This window comes from Pseudomonas sp. 7SR1 (assembly GCF_900156465.1).
GTDB lineage: Bacteria > Pseudomonadota > Gammaproteobacteria > Pseudomonadales > Pseudomonadaceae > Aquipseudomonas.
This window is the reverse complement of the sequence record NZ_LT707064.1, coordinates 5,558,182-5,580,302: the sequence shown is the minus strand read 5'-3', so window position 1 is coordinate 5,580,302 and position 22,121 is coordinate 5,558,182. Positions and strand designations below refer to the sequence as shown.

17 protein-coding genes are annotated in these 22,121 nt (G+C 61.5%); 11 read left to right on the top strand and 6 right to left on the bottom strand.

Features of this window, described 5'->3' with window-relative positions:
• Positions 1-110: 110 nt before the first annotated feature.
• A complete protein-coding gene (locus BW992_RS24525; protein WP_072389015.1) occupies positions 111-2,030 on the top strand; it encodes an ATP-binding cassette domain-containing protein in 1,920 nt (639 codons plus the stop codon).
• A gap of 99 nt (positions 2,031-2,129) precedes the next feature.
• On the opposite strand, the gene BW992_RS24520 is transcribed toward BW992_RS24525, so the two are convergent.
• Positions 2,130-2,570 (bottom strand): universal stress protein, encoded by a 441-nt coding sequence (locus BW992_RS24520; RefSeq protein ID WP_072389013.1) that lies wholly within the window; start codon positions 2,568-2,570, stop codon positions 2,130-2,132.
• Positions 2,571-2,672: 102 nt separating this feature from the next.
• Here BW992_RS24520 and BW992_RS24515 point away from each other — a divergent pair, with 102 nt between their 5' ends.
• From BW992_RS24515 to BW992_RS24485, 7 genes are all read left to right on the top strand, one after another.
• A complete protein-coding gene (locus tag BW992_RS24515) occupies positions 2,673-3,110 on the top strand; it encodes a hypothetical protein (protein ID WP_072458062.1) in 438 nt (145 codons plus the stop codon).
• Positions 3,111-3,636: 526 nt separating this feature from the next.
• Positions 3,637-5,784, top strand: coding sequence for a fatty acid oxidation complex subunit alpha FadB (gene fadB / locus BW992_RS24510; protein ID WP_072389009.1), 2,148 nt, complete (start codon positions 3,637-3,639; stop codon positions 5,782-5,784).
• Positions 5,785-5,814: 30 nt separating this feature from the next.
• On the top strand, positions 5,815-6,990 hold the full coding sequence (gene fadA / locus BW992_RS24505; RefSeq protein ID WP_053158700.1) for an acetyl-CoA C-acyltransferase FadA: 1,176 nt from the start codon (positions 5,815-5,817) through the stop codon (positions 6,988-6,990).
• Between the two features lie 98 nt (positions 6,991-7,088).
• Positions 7,089-7,325 carry a DUF1653 domain-containing protein gene (locus BW992_RS24500; protein WP_072389007.1) on the top strand — a complete coding sequence of 79 codons (237 nt, stop codon included), beginning with the start codon at positions 7,089-7,091 and terminating at the stop codon, positions 7,323-7,325.
• Between the two features lie 115 nt (positions 7,326-7,440).
• The gene (gene topA, locus BW992_RS24495; RefSeq protein WP_072389005.1) at positions 7,441-10,053 is read left to right on the top strand and encodes a type I DNA topoisomerase; all 2,613 of its coding nucleotides are present in this window, start codon (positions 7,441-7,443) and stop codon (positions 10,051-10,053) included.
• 190 nt (positions 10,054-10,243) lie between these two features.
• Positions 10,244-10,768: a DUF6586 family protein gene (locus BW992_RS24490; protein WP_072389003.1), complete on the top strand. Its 525-nt coding sequence runs from the start codon at positions 10,244-10,246 to the stop codon at positions 10,766-10,768.
• 106 nt (positions 10,769-10,874) lie between these two features.
• A complete protein-coding gene (locus tag BW992_RS24485; protein ID WP_072389598.1) occupies positions 10,875-11,108 on the top strand; it encodes a hypothetical protein in 234 nt (77 codons plus the stop codon).
• Positions 11,109-11,180: 72 nt separating this feature from the next.
• Here the strand turns inward: BW992_RS24485 and sulA are convergent, their stop codons facing one another.
• Complete coding sequence (gene sulA, locus BW992_RS24480; RefSeq protein WP_072389001.1) at positions 11,181-11,654, bottom strand: SOS-induced cell division inhibitor SulA; 474 nt, start codon at positions 11,652-11,654, stop codon at positions 11,181-11,183.
• Positions 11,655-11,664: 10 nt separating this feature from the next.
• Positions 11,665-12,273, bottom strand: coding sequence for a transcriptional repressor LexA (gene lexA, locus BW992_RS24475; protein WP_072388999.1), 609 nt, complete (start codon positions 12,271-12,273; stop codon positions 11,665-11,667).
• 240 nt (positions 12,274-12,513) lie between these two features.
• Here lexA and BW992_RS24470 point away from each other — a divergent pair, with 240 nt between their 5' ends.
• The 3 genes from BW992_RS24470 (at position 12,514) to BW992_RS24460 (ending at position 15,161) form a co-directional block, all read left to right on the top strand.
• Positions 12,514-13,221, top strand: coding sequence for a TetR/AcrR family transcriptional regulator (locus BW992_RS24470; protein ID WP_072388997.1), 708 nt, complete (start codon positions 12,514-12,516; stop codon positions 13,219-13,221).
• Between the two features lie 190 nt (positions 13,222-13,411).
• Complete coding sequence (nagZ, locus tag BW992_RS24465) at positions 13,412-14,410, top strand: beta-N-acetylhexosaminidase (RefSeq protein WP_172834666.1); 999 nt, start codon at positions 13,412-13,414, stop codon at positions 14,408-14,410.
• A gap of 10 nt (positions 14,411-14,420) precedes the next feature.
• On the top strand, positions 14,421-15,161 hold the full coding sequence (locus BW992_RS24460; protein ID WP_076407223.1) for an S-methyl-5'-thioinosine phosphorylase: 741 nt from the start codon (positions 14,421-14,423) through the stop codon (positions 15,159-15,161).
• A 62-nt stretch (positions 15,162-15,223) separates the two neighbouring features.
• Here the strand turns inward: BW992_RS24460 and BW992_RS24455 are convergent, their stop codons facing one another.
• From BW992_RS24455 to mfd, 3 genes are read right to left on the bottom strand one after another with little or no spacing between them, the layout of a single operon-like run.
• Positions 15,224-17,917 carry a DEAD/DEAH box helicase gene (locus BW992_RS24455; RefSeq protein ID WP_072430357.1) on the bottom strand — a complete coding sequence of 898 codons (2,694 nt, stop codon included), beginning with the start codon at positions 17,915-17,917 and terminating at the stop codon, positions 15,224-15,226.
• Between the two features lie 11 nt (positions 17,918-17,928).
• A complete protein-coding gene (locus BW992_RS24450) occupies positions 17,929-18,495 on the bottom strand; it encodes a CsiV family protein (RefSeq protein ID WP_072388990.1) in 567 nt (188 codons plus the stop codon).
• Positions 18,496-18,505: 10 nt separating this feature from the next.
• Positions 18,506-21,955 (bottom strand): transcription-repair coupling factor, encoded by a 3,450-nt coding sequence (gene mfd, locus BW992_RS24445; RefSeq protein ID WP_076407222.1) that lies wholly within the window; start codon positions 21,953-21,955, stop codon positions 18,506-18,508.
• Between the last annotated feature and the right edge of the window lie 166 nt (positions 21,956-22,121).

The window sequence follows — 22,121 nt, the reverse complement described above, 5'->3', positions numbered from 1 at the left end:
TTCGCGGTTTTTGTCGCGCCGAACCTGTAAAGAGCCCTCGGGTGACGAAATAGGCGGCCCTGCAAGGTCCTATCTCGGGTAGAATGCGCGCCCGGTTTTTGGAGAAGCTCATGACCCTGCTCAAATTCAGCGATGTGTCCCTTGCGTTCGGCGCCATGCCGTTGTTGGACAAGGTGTCCTGGCAGATCGCCCGTGGCGAGCGGGTGTGCATCATCGGCCGCAACGGTACCGGCAAGTCCAGCATGATGAAGCTGGTCAAGGGTGACCAGAAGCCCGACGACGGCTCCGTCTGGCGGGCCCCGGGCCTGAAGATCGGCGAATTGCCCCAGGAATTGCCGGTGGCCGACGAGCGGACGGTGTTCGATGTGGTTGCCGAGGGCCTGGACGGCGTCGGTGCGCTGCTGGCCGAGTATCATCACCTGAGCCAGAACATCGTCACCGATGCCGACCTGGAAAAGCTGATGCACGTGCAGCATGACCTCGAGGCCCGTGATGGCTGGCGCCTGCAGCAACTGGTCGACAGCACCCTGAGCCGCCTGCAATTGCCGGCCGACAAGACCCTGGCCGATCTGTCCGGTGGCTGGCGCCGCCGGGTCCTGCTGGCCCAGGCCCTGGTGTCCGAGCCGGACCTGCTGCTGCTCGACGAACCGACCAACCACCTGGACATCGGCGCCATCGCCTGGCTCGAAGAGGCCTTGAAGGATTTCCAGGGGGCGGTGCTGTTCATCACCCACGACCGTTCTTTCCTGCAGAACCTGGCGACCCGCATCCTCGAGCTGGATCGCGGCGGCCTGATTGACTGGAACGGCGACTACGCCAGTTTCCTGGTGCACAAGGAAGCCATGCTGGCGGCCGAAGAAACCGCCAATGCCTTGTTCGACAAGCGCCTGGCCCAGGAAGAAGTCTGGATTCGCCAGGGCATCAAGGCCCGGCGTACTCGCAACGAAGGCCGCGTACGCGCCCTCAAGGCCCTGCGTGTCGAACGCAGCGAGCGTCGCGAGCGTACCGGCAAGGCCAATATCCAGCTCGACACCGCCGAGAAGTCCGGCAAGCAGGTGATGGTGCTGGAGAACGTCAGCTTTGCCCATCCGGGCGGACCGCTCCTGGTCAAGGACTTTTCCATGGTCCTGCAGCGGGGCGACCGTATCGGCCTGCTGGGTGCCAACGGCACCGGCAAGACCACCTTGCTCAAGCTGATGCTCGGTGGCCTGACGCCTACCAGCGGCAAGGTAGAAGAGGGCACCAGGATCGATGTCGCCTACTTCGACCAGTTGCGCCATCAGCTGGATCTGGAAAAGACGGTGATCGACAACGTCGCCGAGGGCCGCGACTTCATCGAGATCGATGGCCAGAGCCGCCACGTACTGAGCTACCTGGGCGACTTCCTGTTCAGCCCCCAGCGTGCGCGTACGCCGGTCAAGGCCTTGTCCGGCGGTGAGCGTGCCCGTCTCTTGCTGGCGAAGCTGTTCAGCAAGCCGGCGAACCTGCTGGTGCTCGACGAACCGACCAACGACCTGGACGTGGAAACCCTGGAGTTGCTGGAAGAAGTGTTGCTGACCTTCAGCGGCACGGTGCTGATGGTCAGTCACGACCGGGCCTTCCTCGACAACGTGGTTACCAGCACCCTGGTGTTCGAAGGCGAGGGACAGGTTCGCGAATACGTCGGCGGGTATCAGGACTGGTTGCGCCAGGGTGGCTCGCCGCGCCTCCTGGGCGTGACCGAGAGCAAGTCCGGCAAGGCCGACCTGAACTCGGCCGTGGTCAAGGCCGAACCTGCACCGGTTGTCTCGGCTGCCGCCCCGGCACCGGCCAGGAAAAAACTCAGCTATAAGCTGCAGCGCGAGCTGGAAGCCTTGCCCGGCGATATCGAGGCCAAGGAAGCGCAGATCGCGGCGGTGGAAGCTGAAATGGCGGAGGCCGGTTTCTATCAGCGCCCTCCCGCCGAAACCGCCAAGGTGATCGCGCAGCTGGAGCAGTTGCAGGCCGAGCTGGATGCCTTGGTCGAGCGCTGGGCCGAACTGGACGCGTGATCAACCGTTGCAAGTAAATCCCGGCGTTCAGCAATGAATACCGGGATTTTCATTTGAAAACGCTCTCCATGGGGAGCAAGCAGGCTCGCTCCCCATGGATCATGTGCGCTTGATCAGGTGCACCGCCAGCACATCGCAAGGCGCGCCGTGCAGCACATCATTGGCGGTAGAGCCCAGCAGCAGTGCCAGGCCATGGCGACCGTGGCTGCCGACCACGATCAGGTCGCAACCCTGTTCCTTGGCCAGGTGGTGGATTTCCTGGCGCGGCTGGCCGTAGGTCAGGTGGCTGAATTCCTTCTTCAGGGCCGGATATTTCGCGATCAGTCGGTCAAGGCGTTCCTTGGCCTGGTCGAATTGCTGTTGTTGCAGCTGGGATAGGTCCATTGGCACGTCGCCGCCGAAGGCCATGGCCATCGGTTCGACGATATGCACCAGCGAAAGCTTGGTGTCTCGGCCTTCGCAAAGCGCGAGGGCACGCTTGACGACGGGATCGCATTCTTCAGTAAGGTCGACGGCGACCAGGATGTGTTCGTAGTACATGGAAAGCACTCCAGAGAATTGCGATACGGTTAAGTATGGCTGGTTTCAAGCGCATTGACGGCGACCTCGGTCAATGGCCCATCAGAATTCGGGAGTACAGATATGACGGTCTGGATAGTGGTGTCAATCCTGCTGGTGGTGTTGAGCCCCCTGGCATGGTTGCGGCCGTCCCGTGTACAGAGCGGTCGCATGGCCCTGCGCATGGAGGCGCGGCGCCTCGGCCTGGCCATGCAACTGGCACCCCAGGAGTGGCCGCACTGGCTCGAGCCGCAGCCACCGAATCCTTGCGCCCAGTACCTCCGGCCCCGGCGCGGCAAGCAACCGGCCAGTTGGAGCTACTGGCAAAGCGCGCCAGGTGTCTGGGTCAACCAGTGGCGGGAAGTCTGCCAGGATGAGGCGCTGCTCGCCCATCTGGAGAAGCTGCCCGCCAACGTCTACAAGATCCAAGCCGATCGGCAAATGATCGCGTTGTACTGGGGCGAAAAAGGCGAGGCCACTGTATTGCAGGACATTTCCGATGTGCTCAAGGCATTGGCTTGACGGGGCGGCGGAAGGTCATGGGGCGTCGCCGTCCGCACCCATAAAAAAGCCCGACAGCTTCATCGGGCGGGTTGGCCAGGCAGGCCGGTAAACAGAATTCTTGTCCGGACGTTCGTTCGCGACCTCATCAGCCGACCGTTTTCAAACGCACTTACGCCAGCATAGCCGGTCGAAATCAGCGTGCCTGGAATTAGGGCGACTTTTCTAATTATTGATCTTATGAATGGCCTTGCATGCGGCGCCGTGTTGCGGATCCGTACGGTACGGAAATGACTGTCAAGTCGCGCTCGGCGCCCTGTTTAGGGCGATTGACAATTGTCGGAATTTCCGTGAAGGTGACGTACCCAAATCAAACGGGCGTATGAATTGAGCGTTTGTATTTTCCTAATGCTCCTACAGAACCCCGACTATCGCGTTGGCGGGTGTGCCTGGCGGATTGGCGTAGCATCGACGGTAACGTCAATGCCGAACCAGTGGTCAGCGTTCAACGTGTACTGTTCAGCGTCCATATCGTGGAGATCAGTTGATGATTTACGAAGGTAAAGCCATCACGGTTAAGGCTCTTGAAAGCGGCATCGTCGAACTCAAGTTCGACCTCAAGGGTGAGTCCGTCAACAAGTTCAACCGTCTAACCCTGAATGAATTGCGTCAGGCCGTGGACACTATCAAGGCAGATGCTTCGATCAAGGGTGTGATCGTCAGCAGTGGCAAGGACGTCTTCATCGTCGGCGCCGACATCACCGAGTTCGTCGACAACTTCAAGCTGCCCGATGCCGAACTGATCGCCGGCAACCTCGAAGCCAACCGTATCTTCAGCGATTTCGAAGACCTCAATGTTCCGACCGTCGCGGCCATCAACGGTATCGCCCTGGGTGGCGGCCTGGAAATGTGCCTGGCGGCGGATTATCGCGTCATGTCCACATCGGCCAAGATCGGCCTGCCGGAAGTCAAGCTGGGCATCTATCCGGGCTTTGGTGGCACCGTGCGCCTGCCCCGCCTGATCGGCGTCGACAACGCCATCGAATGGATTGCCGCCGGCAAGGAAAACCGTGCCGAAGACGCGCTGAAAGTCGGTGCCGTGGATGCCGTGGTCGAGCCTGGCAAACTCCAGGAGGCCGCCCTCGAGCTGGTCAAGCGTGCCATCAGCGGTGAGTTCGATTACAAGGCCAAGCGCCAGCCGAAGCTGGAAAAGCTCAAGCTCAACGCCATCGAACAGATGATGGCTTTCGAAACCGCCAAGGGTTTCGTGGCCGGCCAGGCTGGCCCGAACTACCCGGCGCCGGTCGAAGCCATCAAGACCATTCAGAAAGCCGCGAACTTCGGTCGCGACAAGGCCCTGGAAGCCGAAGCCGCCGGCTTCGTCAAACTGGCCAAGACCTCCGCTGCACAAAGCCTGATCGGTCTGTTCCTCAATGACCAGGAACTGAAGAAAAAGGCCAAGGCCTACGACGAAATCGCGCGTGACGTGAAGCAGGCTGCCGTGCTGGGCGCCGGCATCATGGGCGGTGGTATCGCTTATCAGTCGGCGTCCAAGGGCACGCCGATCCTGATGAAAGACATCAACGAGCACGGTATCGAGCAAGGCCTGGCCGAAGCCGCCAAACTGCTGGTGGGCCGCGTCGACAAAGGCCGCATGACCGCCGCGAAGATGGCCGAAGTGCTCAACGGTATTCGCCCGACCTTGTCCTATGGTGACTTCGGCCATGTCGACCTGGTGGTCGAAGCGGTTGTCGAGAATCCGAAGGTCAAGCAGGCGGTATTGGCTGAAGTCGAAGACCAGGTCAAGGAGGACACCATCCTCGCTTCGAACACTTCGACCATTTCCATCTCGCTGCTGGCCAAGGCCCTCAAGCGCCCGGAGAACTTCGTGGGCATGCACTTCTTCAACCCGGTGCACATGATGCCGCTGGTGGAAGTGATCCGGGGCGAGAAGTCCAGCGAACAGGCTATCGCCACCACCGTGGCCTACGCCAAGAAAATGGGCAAGAACCCGATCGTCGTCAACGACTGCCCGGGTTTTTTGGTCAACCGCGTGCTGTTCCCGTACTTCGGCGGTTTTGCCAAGCTGGTCAGCGCCGGCGTGGACTTCGTGCGCATCGACAAGATCATGGAGAAATTCGGCTGGCCGATGGGCCCGGCCTACCTGATGGACGTGGTCGGCATCGACACCGGTCACCATGGCCGCGACGTCATGGCCGAAGGTTTCCCGGACCGCATGAAGGACGACCGTCGTTCCGCCGTTGACGTGCTCTATGAAGCCAAGCGCCTGGGCCAGAAGAACGGCAAGGGCTTCTATGCCTACGAAACCGACAAGCGCGGCAAGCAGAAGAAAGTGGCCGACCCGTCGGTGCTGGAAGTGCTCAAGCCGATCGTCTATGAGCAGCGCGAAGTCACCGACGAGGACATCATCAACTGGATGATGATCCCGCTGTGCCTGGAGACCGTGCGTTGCCTGGAAGACGGCATTGTCGAAACCGCCGCCGAAGCCGACATGGGTCTGGTCTACGGTATCGGTTTCCCTCCATTCCGTGGCGGTGCGCTGCGCTACATCGATTCGATCGGTGTTGCACAGTTCGTTGCCCTGGCTGACCAGTACGCTGATCTGGGCGCGCTGTACCACCCCACCGCGAAGCTGCGTGAAATGGCCAAGAACGGCCAGAGCTTCTTCGGTTAAGCGCCCAACGACTAGAGCGAGAGAACATTTATGAGCTTGAATCCTAGAGACGTCGTGATCGTCGACTTCGGTCGTACGCCGATGGGCCGCTCCAAGGGCGGCATGCACCGCAACACCCGTGCCGAGGACATGTCGGCGCACCTGATCAGCAAGCTGCTGGAGCGCAACGTCAAGGTCGACCCCAATGAAGTCGAAGACGTGATCTGGGGCTGTGTGAACCAGACCCTGGAGCAGGGCTGGAACATCGCCCGCATGGCTTCGCTTATGACCCAGATTCCCCACACGTCGGCCGGCCAGACCGTCAGCCGCCTGTGCGGTTCCTCCATGAGCGCGCTGCACACCGCCGCCCAGGCGATCATGACTGGCAACGGTGACGTGTTCGTCGTCGGTGGTGTCGAGCACATGGGCCACGTGAGCATGATGCACGGCGTCGATCCGAACCCGCATATGTCGCTGTATGCGGCAAAGGCCTCCGGCATGATGGGCCTGACCGCGGAAATGCTCGGCAAGATGCACGGCATCACCCGCGAACAGCAGGACGCCTTTGGCGTGCGCTCCCACCAGCTCGCCCACAAGGCGACCGTGGAAGGCAAGTTCAAGGACGAGATCATCCCGATGCAGGGTTACGACGAGAACGGCTTCCTGAAGTTGTTCGACTACGACGAAACCATCCGTCCGGAAACCACCCTGGAAAGCCTGGCGACCCTCAAGCCGGCCTTCAACCCGAAGGGTGGTACCGTGACGGCCGGCACTTCGTCGCAGATCACCGATGGTGCTTCGTGCATGATCGTGATGTCCGCCCAGCGTGCCCAGGACCTGGGGATCCAGCCGATGGCCGTGATTCGTTCGATGGCGGTAGCGGGTGTGGATCCGGCGATCATGGGCTATGGTCCAGTACCGGCTACCCAGAAAGCCCTGAAGCGTGCCGGCCTGAGCATGGCCGATATCGACTTCATCGAGCTCAACGAAGCTTTCGCTGCACAGGCCCTGCCGGTGCTGAAAGATCTGAAAGTGCTCGACAAGATGGACGAGAAGGTTAACCTGCACGGCGGCGCGATCGCCCTGGGACACCCGTTCGGTTGCTCCGGTGCGCGTATCTCCGGTACGTTGCTGAACGTCATGAAACAGAACGGCGGCACTTTCGGGGTGTCCACCATGTGCATTGGCCTTGGCCAAGGCATCGCCACTGTCTTCGAACGCGTCTAAGCGTTGCGTCGATGGAAGCCGGGGCCGAGTGCCCCGGTTTTTGTTTTTCCGGATTTATTTTGTTTTTATTTTGAAAGGACTTGAGCGAGGGCCGAAGCATGCCGATACAACCAGGGCTCTACCAACATTACAAAGGTCCGCAGTACCGCGTATTCAGCATCGCGCGGCATTCCGAGACCGAGGAAGAAGTGGTCTTCTACCAGGCCCTGTATGGCGATTACGGCTTTTGGGTGCGTCCCTTGAGCATGTTCCAGGAGTCCGTCGAGGTTGACGGCGAACAGGTGCCGCGCTTTGCTTTGGTGCAGGCCGAAGAGAGCATTTTTTCCAGGCCATGAGGCCTTCGTGCGGGACCCCCTGCGCTTGACCTCACCTTACAGCCACTATATATAGCGGTGCCGCGTCAGGCGCCAACCGCCTTTCACTTTTTAGAATTCAGGAATTTTCTGATCCATGGGCAAATCGCTGGTCATTGTGGAATCCCCGGCTAAGGCCAAGACCATCAACAAGTATCTGGGTAACCAATACGTGGTGAAGTCGAGTATCGGCCATATCCGTGACCTGCCCACCAGCGGTTCGGCTAGCGCCAGCAAGGAGCCAGCCGCCAAGCGCGGCAAGGCCACTGCGGGCGAAGCGCCGGCGCTGTCGCCGAAGGAAAAGGCGCGCAAGCAGCTGGTCTCGCGCATGGGAGTCGATCCGGAGCATGGCTGGAAGGCCAAGTACGAGATCCTCCCGGGCAAGGAAAAGGTCATCGAAGAGTTGCGTCGGCTCGCCAAGGATGCCGACACCATCTACCTGGCGACGGACTTGGACCGCGAAGGGGAAGCCATCGCCTGGCACCTGCGCGAAGCCATCGGGGGGGATGACAGCCGCTACAAGCGCGTGGTGTTCAACGAGATCACCAAGAAGGCCATCCAGGAAGCGTTCTCCGAGCCGGGCGAGCTGGACATCGATCGGGTCAACGCCCAGCAGGCGCGTCGTTTCCTCGACCGGGTGGTGGGCTACATGGTTTCGCCCCTGCTGTGGGCCAAGATCGCCCGCGGCCTGTCGGCCGGTCGAGTGCAGTCGGTAGCAGTGAAGCTGGTGGTGGAGCGCGAGCGGGAAATTCGTGCGTTCATTCCCGAAGAGTATTGGGAAGTGCATGCGGACCTCGGCACGACCAAGGGCGCGACCGTGCGCTTCGAAGTCGCCCGCGAGAAGGGCGAAGCCTTCAAGCCGCTCAACGAAGCCCAGGCCATGGCTGCGCTGGAGAAGCTCAAGGCTTCCAGCTACAGCATCGTCAAGCGTGAAGACAAGCCGACCAGCAGCAAGCCATCGGCGCCGTTCATTACCTCCACGCTGCAGCAGGCCGCGAGCAACCGCCTGGGCTTCGGCGTGAAGAAAACCATGATGATGGCCCAGCGTCTGTACGAAGCGGGCTACATCACTTACATGCGTACCGACTCGACCAACCTTTCGGCCGATGCCGTGGCGATGGCGCGCACCTACATCGAAAGCGAATTCGGCAAGAAGTACCTGCCGGACACGCCAAATGTCTATAGCAGCAAGGAAGGCGCACAGGAGGCTCACGAAGCGATTCGTCCCTCCGATGCCAATACCGAGCCGAGCAAGCTGTCGGGCATGGAGCGTGATGCCGAGCGCCTGTACGAGCTGATCTGGCGTCAGTTCCTGGCATGCCAGATGCTGCCTGCCCAGTACCTGTCCACCACCGTCAGCGTCGGTGCCGGGGACTTCGAGCTGCGCGCCAAGGGCCGCATCCTCAAGTTCGACGGCTACACCCGGGTCATGCCGCAGATCACCAAGCCTGGGGATGACGATGTCCTGCCGGACATGGCCCAGGGCGACGTGCTGAAACTCATAAAGCTCGATCCGACGCAGCATTTCACCAAGCCACCGGCACGCTACTCGGAAGCCAGCCTGGTCAAGGAGATGGAAAAGCGTGGTATCGGTCGTCCTTCGACTTATGCAGCGATCATTTCCACCATCCAGGATCGTGGCTATGTAGCGCTGCATAATCGTCGGTTCTACTCGGAAAAGATGGGCGATATCGTGACCGAGCGCCTGTCCGAGAGCTTCTCGAACCTGATGGACTACGGCTTTACCGCCGATATGGAAGAGAATCTCGACGATGTGGCCCAGGGCGAGCGGGACTGGAAAAACGTCCTGGATGAGTTCTACGGCGACTTCAAGAAAAAACTCGAAGTGGCGGAGAGCCCGGACAACGGCATGCGGGCCAACCAGCCGGTCATGACCGATATTCCATGCCAGACCTGCGGTCGTCCAATGCAGATCCGCACGGCTTCGACCGGCGTCTTCCTGGGTTGCTCGGGCTACAGCCTGCCACCCAAGGAGCGCTGCAAGGCCACGGTCAACCTGGTTCCGGGGGATGAAATCGCAGCGGACGACGAGGGGGAATCGGAATCCCTGGTGTTGCGTGGCAAGCATCGCTGCCCGATCTGCAGCACGGCGATGGATGCCTACCTGCTGGATGAGAAGCGCAAGCTGCATATCTGCGGTAACAATCCGGATTGTGCGGGCTACGAGATCGAAGAGGGCAGCTATCGCATCAAGGGGTATGAAGGCCCGAGCCTGGAGTGCGACAAGTGCGGTAGCGAGATGCAGCTCAAGACCGGCCGTTTCGGCAAGTTTTTCGGTTGCACCAACCCGACCTGCAAGAACACCCGCAAACTGCTGCGCAGTGGTGACGCCGCACCGCCGAAGATGGATCCGGTGAAGATGCCTGAGCTCAAGTGCGAGAAGGTCAACGACACCTACATCCTGCGTGACGGTGCGTCCGGCCTGTTCCTGGCCGCCAGCCAGTTCCCGAAAAACCGTGAAACCCGGGCACCGCTGGTGATAGAGCTGCTGCCGCACAAGGACGAGATCGATCCCAAGTACCATTTCCTTTGCGAAGCGCCGCAGAAGGATCCGGACGGTCGCCCGGCGGTGATTCGCTACAGTCGCAAGACCAAGGAGCAGTACGTCCAGACTGAGGTCGACGGCAAGCCCACCGGCTGGAAGGCGTACTACGACGGCGGCAAGTGGACCGTTGAAGACAAACGCTGATTGTCGGCAATGACTTGGGGATGAAAGTGCTTGCGTGCGCAGAATGACCAGGCAGCTCCCACAGCACCGTTGTTGAACAGAAAAGGCCCCGTCATGGGGCCTTTTCTGTTTTTGGCTTGCAGTCGCCTCGGTTGATCCATGACACTGTCGCTCTTGCGTGAAGCTTTCATGTCGTTGGGAGGATGCCGCCATGGCCCACGAGCTCTACACCCGCACCAACCAGAAAATCTATTTCGCCGGCCTGTCGCTCGAGGCGCTCGCCAGGGCCGAGGATGGACGAGCAATGAACTCCCCTGCACTGATCCAGGCTGGGCGTGAGTCCGCCTTGTTTCACCTGTACGGTGCGTTATTGGGGTTGTGTCATGAAATCGCAGGCTTCTATCGCTTGCCTCAGGCCAATGCTCCGCGTGCAGAGCTGCTGTTGACCCGCGAGGTCCTCCAGGACATCGCCATCCCCGAGCTGGCGGAAATGCTCGAACTGGCTCAGAACCCTGAAACCTGGCTGGCCAGATTGCTGGCGGCCCATGGGGCGCTGTTCCAGCCGCCGCGGGCACCGCACAAGCCCAAGGGCGATGTAACCCAGCCGTTGATTGTGGCGGTCAACCTGGACGAACCGGAGCCTGAGGACGAATTGAGTCGGGAGGAGCTGGAGAGCTGGCGCCAGAATCTCAAAAGCCTGGCGATTCGTTTCCGTGAAGGGTTGAACGAATGCTGATGGTCTTTTCGGACCGTAACGTTCATTGACAACGCTTGGTCAAGATCCCGAGCGAATCCTGGCCGATGGCGATATAATCCTCGCCTTTCGTGGAGAACAGACTTTTATGCCTACGTCCTTTCTAGAAATTGTCGAACTTCCTGACGGCCGCATCGAGCTGCGCAGGGCTGAGGACGAGGGTTCCCTGGTTACCCTGAGTTTCTCCGAAGACGCCAAGGCGTTCCTTCAGGGGCAGCACGTCGAAGTCGCCAAGGCGATGTTGAGCGTGGGTGTCCAAATGGCAGGGCGCCTGGTTGAAGGTGAGTTCAGCAAGGAAGAAGGACCACGGGTTCTTCATTGATACCCGTTTGTCGGTTTTTGAAAGATGATTTGCTGACCGGCTTCTCTGTCCTGGAGAAGCCTCGTGGTTGTCCTAGCCCAAACGAATATTCAGGCTTTGTGCGTCTCCGACGCGAGCGGCGCTGATCAACTGTTGCCGCGCGGCAGGGGATAGCGGGTTGAGCCAGCTGACCACCGTATGGCTACGGCCCAGGCGCAGTGCTTCGCACGTCAACTGTAGGGCGCTCTGAGTGCCTCGGGGCTGCAGCAGCAGGATACGCTCGCGATTGAGGCCGGCATCTCGCAGCCAGGCTTGGGTAACGCTCGCCGGAGGCGCGATCAGCGTCAACCAGCGAGCGTCCTGGTCCTGGCTCAACTCCCGCAGGATCGGGGCCAGCAGGTTCAGGCAGTTCCCGGCCGCACCACGTAACGACAATTCACTGAAGGCCTCGGGCTCGACGCCCCAGGGTGATTCGATCACATCTTTCAGGACTGGAGCCAAAGGCTGGGCCATGAATGCCTCGAACAGCGGCAGTTGCGTGTGCTGTGGTGTGTGAGGGAAATGCATAAAGCCTCCTTTAGCGGCGAATGACGCCGACGCTCAAGCCTTCGATGACGAGATCCTGTTCTTTCAGGTTCACTTCGATGGGGGCGAATTCGGGGTTTTCGGCGATCAGCCAGACCTTGCTGCCATCGCGCTTGAAGCGCTTGACGGTCACTTCGTCACCGATACGCGCCACGACGATCTGGCCATTGCGGGCTTCGCGAGTGGTGTGCACCGCCAGCAGGTCGCCATCGAAAATGCCGATGTCCTTCATGCTCATGCCGTGGACGCGAAGAAGATAATCGGCCCGGGGATGGAAGAAAGAAGGGTTGATGTTGCAGGATTCTTCGACGTGTTGTTCAGCAAGGATCGGAGCGCCTGCCGCCACGCGGCCAATGATCGGCAGGGTGGTTTCGTCGGCCTTGGCTTCGAAGCCGGGGATGCGGATCCCGCGGGACGCGCCGGGCGTCATTTCGATCGCGCCTTTGCGAGCGAGGGCCTTGAGATGTTCTTCCGCCGCGTTGGGCGACTTGAAACCCAGTTCCTGAGCGATTTCCGCGCGGGTCGGCGGGTAGCCGTTGTCTTCTAGGCAGCGTTTGATGAAGGCCAGAATCTCTGCTTGGCGTGGCGTCAGCTTTAGCATATTGATCGCTCTGTCTTTTTATACAGTGACTGGGATTATATACAGTGGCGGCCGCTTGGCAATCCTCCTTTTTTCTCGGGCCGCCGGACGGTAGAAGGAGCTGCTGGATGCGCCATGGCTACAGCCTGTCAAAGGTATGGTTAAATAGCTGACCGCCCGTTCGCAAAACGTCCCGCCAGGCTTGACAACGCGGGGGCTGAAACGTATGTTTCAAACAAGTGTTTGTCAGGCGGAGTAGCCATGGCCCAGTCGGAAACCGTTGAACGCATTCTCGATGCTGCCGAGCAGTTGTTCGCGGAAAAAGGTTTTGCCGAAACCTCGTTGCGTCTGATTACCAGCAAGGCCGGGGTGAACCTGGCGGCGGTGAACTATCATTTCGGCTCGAAGAAGGCGCTGATCCAGGCGGTCTTCTCGCGCTTCCTCGGGCCTTTCTGCCTCAGCCTCGACCGCGAGCTGGAACGCCGCCAGGCCAAGCCCGACGTCAAGCCCACCCTCGAAGAACTGCTGGAGATGCTGGTCGAGCAGGCGCTTGCCGTGCAACCACGCAGTGGCAACGACCTGTCCATTTTCATGCGCCTCCTGGGCCTGGCCTTCAGCCAGAGCCAGGGGCACCTGCGGCGTTACCTCGAAGACATGTACGGCAAGGTGTTCCGCCGCTACATGCTTCTGGTCAACGAAGCCGCACCCCGTATCCCGCCCATCGAGCTGTTCTGGCGCGTGCATTTCATGCTCGGTGCCGCTGCGTTCAGCATGTCCGGTATCAAGGCCTTGAGGGCCATCGCCGAAACCGATTTCGGCGTGAACACGTCCATCGAGCAGGTGATGCGCCTGATGGTGCCGTTCCTGGCGGCCGGCATGCGCGCCGAGAGCGGCGTCACCGACGACGCCATGGCGGCCGCGCAATTGCGTCCGCGCAGCAAATCGACACCGGCGCTCGCCAAGGCCTGAGTGCCCGGTGCATGGGTGGGCGCGGCGGCCTACATCCGCTAAGCTAGCCGCCCATGCACACTCTCGTTTCGAATCCGCCCCATCTCCCATTGCGTGACCGCGTTCTGCCGGGCCAGGCGCCTGAGGGTGCGGTCGCGCAGCCGCCGCCGTGCGGATTCATCATTATCAAGGAACTATTATGACTGCTTGCCTGCAAGGCTCGTTGATGGTGGATGTCGCCGGTACCTGGCTGACGGCCGAGGACCGCCGCCTGTTGCGTCAGCCGGAAGTGGGCGGCCTGATCATTTTCGCTCGAAATATCGAGCATCCACGGCAGGTTCGCGAGTTGAGCGCGTCGATACGGGCCATTCGTCCAGACCTTCTGCTGGCGGTGGACCAGGAGGGGGGGCGCGTTCAGCGCCTGCGTCAGGGGTTCGTCCGTTTGCCGGCCATGCGGGCCATTGCCGACAATCCGAATGCCGAATACCTGGCCGAGCAGTGCGGCTGGATCATGGCCACCGAGGTGCTGGCTGTCGGTCTCGACCTGAGCTTCGCGCCGGTGCTGGATCTCGATTACCAGCGCAGCGCCGTGGTTGGTAGTCGTTCTTTCGAAGGTGATCCCGAGCGCGTGGCATCGCTGGCAGGTGCGTTCATTCGTGGCATGAAGGCCGCCGGCATGGCGGCCACCGGCAAGCATTTTCCCGGTCATGGCTGGGCCGAGGCCGACTCTCACGTGGCCATCCCCAATGATGAGCGCAGCCTGGAGCAGATCCGCGCCAATGACCTGGTGCCCTTCGCCAGATTGAGCAAGCAGTTGGCCGCAGTGATGCCCGCCCATGTCATCTATCCCCAGGTCGATGCCAACCCGGCAGGCTTTTCCCGACGCTGGCTGCAGGACATCCTGCGAGGCGAGCTGCAGTTCGACGGCGTGATCTTCAGTGATGACCTGTCGATGGCTGGCGCCCACGTGGTTGGCGATGCTGCCAGTCGCATCGAGGCCGCGCTATCGGCCGGATGCGACATGGGCCTGGTGTGCAACGACCGCGCAGCCGCTGAGCTGGCCTTGAGTGCTGCACAGCGGTTGAAGGTCAAGCCGTCGGCACGGATCGACCGCATGCGTGGCCAGGCGTTCGCCACCACCGAGTATCGCCAGGATCCACGCTGGCTGACGGCGATCGGCGCCTTGAAGGCTGCCCAACTGATCGACTAGGACATCATCGATGGCCGTTCACGCAATCATCGGCGGTACCGGCTTGGCCCAACTGGAGGGCCTGGCCATTCGCCAGTCCCTGACGGTGGAGACACCCTATGGCGCACCGTCCTCCCAGGTGCACATTGGCGAATTCGCCGGGCGTGAAGTCCTGTTCCTGGCTCGTCATGGTCATCCTCATCGCTTCCCGCCCCATCAGGTGAACTATCGCGCCAATCTCTGGGCCCTGAAGCAGGCCGGTGCAGAGGCGATCCTGGCCGTCAACGCCGTGGGTGGGATTCATGCGGCCATGGGGACCGGACATCTTTGCGTGCCCCATCAGTTGATCGATTACACCAGCGGTCGTCAGCACACCTATTTCGCCGATGACCTGGAAGCGGTCACCCATATCGACTTCAGCTATCCCTACAGCGAGCTGCTGCGCCAGCGGCTGATCGCTGCCCTGGCCGCCGAGGGCTGCGACTACAGCGATCGAGGCGTCCATGGCTGTACCCAGGGGCCGCGCCTGGAGACGGCCGCCGAGATCGTACGGCTGGAGCGCGATGGTTGCGACATCGTCGGCATGACCGGCATGCCGGAAGCGGCACTGGCCCGTGAGCTGAAACTGGACTACGCCTGCCTGGCCCTGGTGGTGAACCCGGCCGCCGGGAAATCCGCGACGGTCATCAGCATGGCAGAAATCGAGCAGGCGTTGCGTGACGGGATGGGAACAGTGAAGTCGGTGCTGGCCCGGGTGCTGGCGGCGGGATAGCCGGCTATTGCGGGCCTGTGCGCTCTCACTGGGGAAGGGCGTGGACAGGGGCTTCGCCGACGTCAGCGCTTTTCCAGCTTATCCGGCAGCGGGGCAAACAGCGCCTCGATATCGTCGCTCTGCAATTGCCAGTCTCCTGCCACGCGGCCGTCCAGCACGCCCGCAGCGAGGTCGGATTTTTCTTTTTGCAGCAGCTGTATCTTTTCTTCCACTGTGCCTCGGGCAATCAGCTTGTAGACGAACACCGGTTTTTCCTGGCCGATGCGGTAGGCGCGATCAGTTGCCTGGTTTTCGGTGGCGGGGTTCCACCACGGATCGTAGTGGATCACGGTATCGGCCTCGGTCAGGTTCAGGCCCACGCCTCCAGCCTTCAGGCTGATCAGGAAGATCTGGCGCTTACCGCTCTGGAACTCCTTGACGGGCGTGCGCCGATCCCGGGTCTGGCCGGTCAGGATGGCGTAATCGATCCCGCGTTTTTTCAGCTCGCTCTCGATCAGCGCCAGCATCGAGGTGAACTGGGAAAACAGCAGCACCCGGCGGCCTTCTTCGAACAACTCTTCGAGCATTTCCATCAGGCTGTCGAGTTTGCCCGAGGTGCTGCCCTTGCTGGGCAGGTTGGCGTCGTTGATCAGGCGCAAATCGCAACACACCTGGCGCAGCTTGAGCAACGCCTCGAGGATGATGATCTGGCTGCGAGCCACGCCTTTTCGGGTGATCTCGTCGCGGACTTTCTTGTCCATGGCCAGGCGCATGGTTTCGTAGACGTCCCGCTGGGCATCGCTGAGTTCAACCCAATGGACGATCTCGGTCTTGGGCGGCAGTTCCGTCGCCACTTGTTCTTTGGTCCTGCGCAGCAGGAAGGGTTTCACCCGACCATTGAGGTGCTTGAGCCTCGCGTCGCTGCCGCGTTTTTCAATCGGCACGCGGTAATCGCGGTTGAAGCTCTTGACGTCGCCCAGCCACCCCGGCAGAAGGAAATGAAACAGGGACCACAGCTCGCCCAAGTGATTCTCCAGGGGCGTGCCGGACAGGCACAGGCGCTGCCGGGCATTGAGTTCTCGGGCGGCCTGGGCGGCTTTGCTGGTGGGGTTCTTGATGTACTGGGCTTCGTCGAGGATCAGTACATGCAGCGATTGCGCCGCCAGGCGCTCGACATCCTTGGGTAGCAGCGCGTAGGTGGTCAGTACCAGGTCGTAATCGGCCAGCCGATCGAAGTGCTTCTTGCGTCCGGCGCCATACAGGGCCAGCACCTTCAGTTGCGGTGTGAAGTGGGCTGCTTCGTCGAGCCAGTTGGGAATCAGGCTGGTGGGCATTACCACCATGCAGGGCCGGTCCAGGCGGCCGGCATTTTTTTCGCTGAGAATATGCGCCAGGGTCTGTAGGGTCTTGCCCAGGCCCATGTCGTCCGCGAGGATGCCGCCGACTTCCAGCTGCCGCAGCGATTGCATCCAGCTCAAGCCTTCGAGCTGATAAGGCCGCAATGTCGCGTTCAGTCCCTCTGGCGCGGTGGCCGTGTAGTCCTTGATGTCTCGAAGGCGCTGGGCAAGGCTGCGGATATGCTCGCCGCCTTCCCAACGCAAGGGCATGTCCTGCAACGGGTTGAGGCGCAAGGCGTCCGCGTTGTTCAGGCGTAGCTTGGTAGTGCCCGGTTCCTGCAGGTAAAACTCGCCCAGGGTCGCCAGTACCGGTTTCAGTCGGCCATAGGGCAGGGCCACTTGTTGCGGGCCAAACTGCGAATTCGGGCGGTTCGGCAGGTTGACCAGAATCAGTTCGTCGTCGCGCCGTCTCGCCAGGCGTTCCGGGTTGAACAGCTCGATGTGCGAGCGCATCAGGTTCAGCAGGATCGGCAGCAGGCTCAGCCGCTCGCCATTGACGATGATCCCCAGCTCCAGGTCGAACCAGTCCCGCTCCGGCGTTTGCTCGACGGTGGCGTACCAGTCATCCACGGCGGTGAGGTCGAAGCCGAAATCCTCGTCGATCTGCAATTCCCAGCCCTGGCTACGCAGTTTCGGCAGGTCATTGAGCGTGAATGTCAGCCAGGCGCTGTCGTTGACCATTTCGTACAGTTCACCGGCGCTTTCCGGCAGGGCCTTGCTTTGTCGGGTCGCCACCTTGAAGCCGAGGATCCTTAGCTGTTCGCGATAGGACTGTTCCACATCGGTCTGGCGTTTGATCCGCAGCGTTTGGGTTTCCTGGCGAATCAGTACGTCGGTATTGCGCTGGCCGCTGACGTACTCGTCCAGGTAGCTGAACGACAGGGCGGCACGATGCTGGATATAGCGTTGCATCTTGCCATTGCGCGGCTCGAAGGCACTGAACTCGATGCTGGCCAGCCAGAGGCGCGGCACTGGCTGGACGTTGTCCACAAGCACTTGCGGCGGGGCCTTGGGGCTGCGGTTGTCCAGCACCGCCTGAAGTTTTTCCAGCAGTTGCGCGTCTTTTTCGGCGGCCGGGTAGGCCAGGGTTTCCTGGACTTGCAGCAGCACCGCCGCACAGTGCTTGCAGTTGATGCGTACCGGGCAGGAGCACGCCGCTTCAAGCAACAGCAGTGTCCCTTTGGCTGACTCTTTCAGGCGAATGGTCTGACGGTAAACGTTGCCGCCAGAGCCTTCGCAACTGGCGGTAATGGTGCTTTCACCGGCCTCGACGATCCTGATGCGGTTTTCCTGCGCGTAGCGGCGCCCGCGTTCCAGGCTCTGCTCCTTGAATCGATTGACCCAGGAAGGTGCCAGGGGTTTGCTCAGGGGCGAGGGCATAGGCGCGCCGGTCAGTCGGGAATGACGTCAGGCGCCTGCCGTGGGGCGGGCGTGGTCATGGAGGTGATCTTGATCAGCAAGGCAAGATGACCGTTGTCCAGGTAATTGAGCTGGCCATTCTTGGTGTGGCTTTTCTGTTTCAGGCGTTCGCTGGCGGTGACCAGGCCATTGCCATCGATCTGGTTGACCCAGAAGTCGGCATCCACGTCGGTGAAGCGTCCCAGTTTCAGTTCCAGGGTGCCTTCGATAGGGAATTGACCGAACTGTTCGGTGCCGTCGCTGATGGCGACCTTGCTGCCCTGTTCGCCCAGGGTCTGTTGCCAGGCTTTGTGCATCAGCACCGTGTACTGGCCGCTTGCGTTGAGTTTCTCCACGATGTTGCCCATGGCTGGCGCGCGCTGGCTGTCCGCGGCCAGGCGTTGCGCGCCGGCATCCCAGTCCTCCGGTGCGGCGCGACTGATGATTGCTGGCTCGGCATTCTGGCGTACCAGGATCATTTCAACCTGATACAGGTCGTCGGCGAACGCCAGGGGAGCGACCAGGGTCATCAACAAGGTCAGTGAGCGAAACAGGCGCATGGGGCGTCCTTCAAGCAGTGGTCGGGGTGAGGCGCTCGAACAGCGCTTCTACGGTATTGAAACGCTCTTCCGGGCGTTCCATGGGCACCATGAACTTGAACATCGTGGCACCCTCGAACTTGTAGCGTTTGGGCTGGCCCTGGATCAGCTTGATCAGCACCAGCGGATCGACCGGGGTCTGGGCCTCGAACTCGATACGGCCGCCGTTGGGCCCGCCGTCGACTTTCTTGATGCCCAATTGCTCGGCCTTGAGCTTGAGCAGCGTGGTACGTACCAGGTTCTTGGTCGGCTCCGGCAGCAGGCCGAAGCGGTCGATCATCTCCACTTGCAGGTCCTTGAGGCCTTCTTCATCGCTGGCCGAGGCGATGCGTTTGTAGAGAATCAGCCGCGCATGCACGTCCGGCAGATAGTCCTCGGGAATCAGCGCCGGTACCCGGAGGTTGATTTCCGGCCCGCCACCCAGGGGCTGGTCGAGGTTCGGCTGTTCGCCCTTGCGGATCGACTTGACGGCCCGTTCGAGCATTTCCATGTACAGGGTGAAGCCGACGGCCTGGATCTGGCCACTCTGGCCATCGCCCAGCAGCTCACCGGCGCCGCGGATTTCCAGGTCGTTGGTCGCCAGTACGAAGCCCGCGCCGAGGTCCTGGGTATTGGCGATGGCCTCCAGGCGTTTCTCAGCATCCGGGGTGATCTGCTGGCGTGGCGGTGTCAGCAGGTAGGCATAGGCCTGGTGATGGCTGCGCCCGACCCGACCGCGCAACTGGTGCAACTGGGCCAGGCCGAACTTGTCGGCGCGCTCGATGATGATGGTGTTGGCGCTGGGCACGTCGATGCCGGTTTCGATGATGGTCGAGGCGATCAGCACGTTGAAGCGCTTGTGGTAGAAATCGCTCATCACCTGCTCGAGTTCACGTTCGCGCATCTGCCCATGGCCGATGCCGATCCGGGCTTCCGGTACCAGCTCGGCCAGGTCGGCGGCGCATTTCTCGATGGTCTTGACGTCGTTGTGCAGGTAATAGACCTGGCCGCCACGCAGCAACTCCCGCAGCAGGGCTTCCTTGACCGTGCTCTTGTTCTGTTCCATGACGAACGTGCGCACCGACAGGCGACGGGCCGGCGGCGTGGCGATGATCGACAGGTCGCGCATGCCCGACACCGCCATGTTCAGCGTGCGCGGGATCGGCGTGGCGGTGAGGGTCAGGATGTCGACTTCGCTGCGCAGGGCCTTGAGCTGTTCTTTCTGGCGCACACCGAAGCGGTGCTCTTCGTCGATGATCACCAGTCCGAGGTTTTTGATCTTCACATCGTCCTGCAGCAATTTATGCGTGCCGATGACGATGTCGATCTTGCCCTCGGCCAGATCCTTAACCGCAGCGTTCACTTCCTTGGCGGATTTGAAGCGGCTCATCACTTCCACTGTCACCGGCCAGTCGGCGAAGCGGTCGCGGAAACTGTTGTAGTGCTGCTGGGCGAGCAGGGTGGTCGGCACCAGGATCGCCACCTGCTTGCCGCTGTGCACGGCAATGAACGCGGCGCGCATCGCCACTTCGGTCTTGCCGAAGCCGACATCGCCGCACACCAGCCGGTCCATCGGCTTGGGCGCGAGCATGTCGGCGCGCACAGCTTCGATGGTGGTCTGCTGGTCGACGGTCTCTTCGAACGGGAAGCCGGCGCTGAAGGTCTCGTAATCGACTTTCGGGTCGGTGAACGCGAAACCTTCCCGCGCGGCCCGGCGGGCGTAGATATCCAGCAGCTCGGCGGCGACGTCGCGCACCTGTTCGGCGGCCTTGCGCTTGGCCTTCTGCCAGGTTTCCGAGCCCAGGCGGTGCAACGGGGCCAGGGCATCGTCGCTGCCGGTATAGCGTGCGATCAGGTGCAGGTTCGCCACCGGCACGTAGAGCTTGGCACCCTCGGCGTATTCCAGGGTGAGGAATTCGGCCGTCTGGTTATCGACTTCCAGGGTGGCCAGGCCCAGGTATCGGCCCACACCGTGGTCGATGTGCACCACCGGGGCGCCCTCGCGCAGCTCGGTGAGGTTCTTGATGACGGCTTCGTTGCTGGCGTCGGCCCGTTTCTCGCGGCGCCTGCGCTGCATCACGCGCTGGCCGAACAACGGGCTTTCGGCGACCAGTGCAAGGGCCGGATCGTCGAGCACCAGCCCTTCGTCCAGCGGCGCGATGGTGATCGCCAGTCGATCTGTGCCGGCGACGAAGTCCGGCCAGCTGTCCACGGTCTTGGGTCGCAGCTTCAGGCGCTCGAGCAGTTCCAGCAGGACTTCTCGCCGTCCGGCGGACTCGGCGGTGAACAGGACGCGGCCGGGAAATTCGTCGAGAAAGCCCGCCAGGGCCCACAACGGTTGGGTGGCCTTGGCTTCGATGGCCAGGTCGGGCAGGGGCTTGGCGGGGAAACGTTCGCGGCCGACACCGGGCTCCACGTCCTGCTGGCTGGCCACCACGCGGGGCCAGCTCTTGAGGCGGGCAAAGCAGTCTTCCACCGGCAGGAACAGCTCGGCCGGCGGCAATAGCGGGCGGGCCGGGTCGACGCGGCGCTCTTCGTAACGATTGCGCACGTCGTTCCAGAAGTTTTCCGCCGCCTGTTCGATGCCGGGCAGGGAAAACACCTGGGTGTCCTGTGGCAGATAGTCGAACAGCGTGGACGTGTCTTCGAAGAACAATGGCAGGTAGTACTCGATCCCGGCCGGGGTGATCCCGCTGCTCAGGTCCTGGAAGATCGGGCAGCGGCGGAAATCCACATCGAAGCGTTCGCGAAAGCGTGCCTTGAAACGGGTCACGGCTTCCTTCTGCAGCGGGAACTCCTTGGCGGGCAGCAGGCGGACCGACTGGACCTTGTCGATGGATCGCTGGTTTTCCGGGTCGAAGGTGCGCAGTGTCTCGATTTCGTCATCGAACAGGTCGATGCGATAAGGCAGCTTGCTGCCCATCGGGAACAGATCGATCAATGCCCCGCGTACGGCGAACTCGCCGTGCTCGTAGACGGTATCGACGCAACGATAGCCGCTGGCTTCCAGGCGGCTGCGCATCTGCTCGACGTCGAGTTTCTGGCCGATGTCCAGCACCAGGCTGCTACCGAGCAGGAACTGGGTCGGTGCCAGGCGATGTAGGGCCGTGGTGATCGGCACTACCAAAACGCCATGACTGAGCTCGGGCAACCGGTAGAGGCTGGCGATTCGCTGGGAAATGATGTCTTGGTGCGGGGAAAACAGGTCGTAGGGCAGGGTTTCCCAATCCGGGAAATGCAGCACTGGCAAATCCGGGGCGAAGAAACTCAGCTCCTGTTCCAACCGCTCGGCGCTCTGGCTGTCGGCGGTCAGCAGCAGGGTGAAGCGCTTTGCAGCGCTGGCGGCCTCGGCGATGGCCAGGCTCAGGGCGGCACCGGGCAGGTTGCCCCAGTGCTGTTTACCTGCACAGGCAGGGAGATGCGGGAGACGCAGAACGGGCACGGAAGGTTGAGCTCCAAGCGTTGCGACAAAGTCGACAATTGTAGCGGGGTAAAGGGGGGGCTGTCAGTCGTAGACTACCCTGGCGAAGGGGAAAACCACGGCGCGACAGGCGCGCATTGCTCAGCCGTGGACTCGGCGGCATAATGTAGCCCCTTTTTTCAGCCCC

Coding starts and splice junctions, on each gene's coding strand:
- fadB (WP_072389009.1), top strand. CDS start 3,637: ATGATTTACGAAGGTAAAGCCATCACGGTTAAGGCTCTTGAAAGCGGC.
- BW992_RS24455 (WP_072430357.1), bottom strand. CDS start 17,917: ATGCCCTCGCCCCTGAGCAAACCCCTGGCACCTTCCTGGGTCAATCGA.
- BW992_RS24470 (WP_072388997.1), top strand. CDS start 12,514: ATGGCCCAGTCGGAAACCGTTGAACGCATTCTCGATGCTGCCGAGCAG.
- BW992_RS24490 (WP_072389003.1), top strand. CDS start 10,244: ATGGCCCACGAGCTCTACACCCGCACCAACCAGAAAATCTATTTCGCC.
- BW992_RS24500 (WP_072389007.1), top strand. CDS start 7,089: ATGCCGATACAACCAGGGCTCTACCAACATTACAAAGGTCCGCAGTAC.
- BW992_RS24485 (WP_072389598.1), top strand. CDS start 10,875: ATGCCTACGTCCTTTCTAGAAATTGTCGAACTTCCTGACGGCCGCATC.
- sulA (WP_072389001.1), bottom strand. CDS start 11,654: ATGCATTTCCCTCACACACCACAGCACACGCAACTGCCGCTGTTCGAG.
- BW992_RS24450 (WP_072388990.1), bottom strand. CDS start 18,495: ATGCGCCTGTTTCGCTCACTGACCTTGTTGATGACCCTGGTCGCTCCC.
- BW992_RS24460 (WP_076407223.1), top strand. CDS start 14,421: ATGGCCGTTCACGCAATCATCGGCGGTACCGGCTTGGCCCAACTGGAG.
- BW992_RS24520 (WP_072389013.1), bottom strand. CDS start 2,570: ATGTACTACGAACACATCCTGGTCGCCGTCGACCTTACTGAAGAATGC.
- fadA (WP_053158700.1), top strand. CDS start 5,815: ATGAGCTTGAATCCTAGAGACGTCGTGATCGTCGACTTCGGTCGTACG.
- lexA (WP_072388999.1), bottom strand. CDS start 12,273: ATGCTAAAGCTGACGCCACGCCAAGCAGAGATTCTGGCCTTCATCAAA.
- topA (WP_072389005.1), top strand. CDS start 7,441: ATGGGCAAATCGCTGGTCATTGTGGAATCCCCGGCTAAGGCCAAGACC.
- BW992_RS24515 (WP_072458062.1), top strand. CDS start 2,673: ATGACGGTCTGGATAGTGGTGTCAATCCTGCTGGTGGTGTTGAGCCCC.
- BW992_RS24525 (WP_072389015.1), top strand. CDS start 111: ATGACCCTGCTCAAATTCAGCGATGTGTCCCTTGCGTTCGGCGCCATG.